The following is a 1744-nucleotide window of genomic DNA, read 5'->3' as shown; positions in this document are numbered from 1 at the left end:
GCGGGTCCGGCAGGGCATCGCGAAGACGTCGGCGATCGTATGGTGCGCGGCGAGTTCCGCGGCGGGGACCCCTCCGGTGATCACGACGTGTTCCTCGACGCCGACCTGCCGGACCAGCTCGCGCAGCCGTCCCTCGTAGGGGCCTCCACCGACGATCACGAGCACCGCCCCGTCGATGCGGCGCCGGATCTGCGGCAGCGCGCGGATCAGCATGTCCTGGCCCTTGCGGGGTACCAGCCGCGACAGGCACAGCACCGTGGGCCGGTCCCCCAGCCCGTACCGGGCGCGCAATTCGGCGCGTGCGGCCGGATCGGGCCGGAACACCTCCGTGTCCACACCCGAGGGCAGGTGCTCGAGACCGGCGTTCGGCCCGAAGGCGGAGGCGAACCGGCCACGGGTGTAGCGGCTGACGAAGGTGACAGTGTCGGTGCCGTCGCCGATGCGCCGCAGCGCACCGCGTGCTCCCGGCAGCATCGACCAGCCGACCTCGTGCCCGTGTGTGCTGGCGACGATCTTCCGCGCCCCCGCGCGCCGGAGCACCGGGGCCAGCAGCGCCAGCGGTGCGGCCGCCCCGAACCAGACGGTTTCGCAGTCGTGCTCGGTGAGCAACCGGGTCGCGCGGCGCGCCACCATCGGGGTGGGCAGCATCAGGGTCGTGGGGTGGCGGACCACCTCGAACGGCTGCCGGGCGTCGAACTTCGTGTGACTGTCGCCGCGCCACCGGGGTGCGTAGACGACGAGGTCCTCGGCCGGCAATTGCGCCGCGAACGACTGCAGGTACGACTGTATGCCGCCCGGGCGAGGCGGAAAATCGTTCGTCACCAACAGTGTTCGAGGCATGACGTTCACCGTATCGGTGCGGGTTCGACCGCCGGGTGGGCGGGTCACCGGGTGGACGCGGCCAGGCGGTCGTCGACCCAGCTCCCCCACGCCGCGACGAACGTGCCGGTGTCGGTGCCGAGCACGTCGGTCAGCACGGCATCGAGCTGCGCTCCGTCGATCGGCCCGCGGGCGAGCCGCCGATACAGCTCGGTCAGCCGCGCGGGCCCGTAGTCGTCGGCGGTGTAGGCGGCGAGCGACCATGCCGTCTCGTAGGCGAGCAGCGACCGTTCGTCGGTGAACTCGGCGTCCTCGGGCAGCGCGGCCGGGGTGCCGTTCCGGGTGACGGCCGCGGTGAGCGTCGGCGCCGTCGCGTCGAACTCCTCGTCCGCACCGAGATATCCGATGTAGTCGGCGTAGCCCTCGAGCATCCACAGCGGGGAGCCGTCGACGGTGTCAGCGCGGGCGGCGATGTGGGTGAGTTCGTGCCGCAGCACGGTCCGCAGGCCCTCGGCGTCGAGCCTGTCGGCGGCGGCCGGGCTGAACACGATGCGCTGTCCGGTGGCGCTGCCCGCGCGGGGATCCACGGCATCGGACACCGCGACCGCGGCGATCCCGGCGCCGTTGTGCCGGTCGCCGACCTGATGGGTGAACTCGTCGTGGGACGAGGTGACGAGGACCACGGCCCGGCGCGACCAGTCCGTTCCCCAGATCCGGTCGACGGCGCCGACGGCGGGCTCCATCTCCCGGGCGATCGCATCCACGAGCTCTTCCTGCTCCGGGTGGCCGATCACCAGCGACCTCCCGCCGGAGCGTTGCGGCACGGGTTCGACGACGAGCGGCCCGAAGTCCCACGGGCCACGCCACGTGACCCGGCCGGGTCCGGGTTCGTCGTCGACGAGACGCCAGCCGTCGTCGCGCCGCA

The 1744-nt window shown here is 72.8% G+C and carries 2 protein-coding genes; both read right to left on the bottom strand.

The features are described from left to right. Window positions 1-840 (bottom strand): glycosyltransferase family 4 protein (locus I0Q12_RS20490; protein ID WP_231611084.1); only part of this gene is annotated, 840 nt, incomplete at its 3' end. A 44-nt stretch (window positions 841-884) separates the two neighbouring features. Continuing rightward, window positions 885-1744: peptidase MA family metallohydrolase (locus I0Q12_RS20485; protein WP_231611083.1), on the bottom strand; the 860-nt coding region annotated here is incomplete at its 5' end.

This window comes from Rhodococcus sp. CX, assembly GCF_015865005.1.
In the GTDB taxonomy this organism is placed as follows: Bacteria; Actinomycetota; Actinomycetes; order Mycobacteriales; family Mycobacteriaceae; genus Rhodococcus.
The sequence above is the reverse complement of the archived record's forward strand: the minus strand, read 5'-3'. Positions and strand labels throughout refer to the sequence as shown.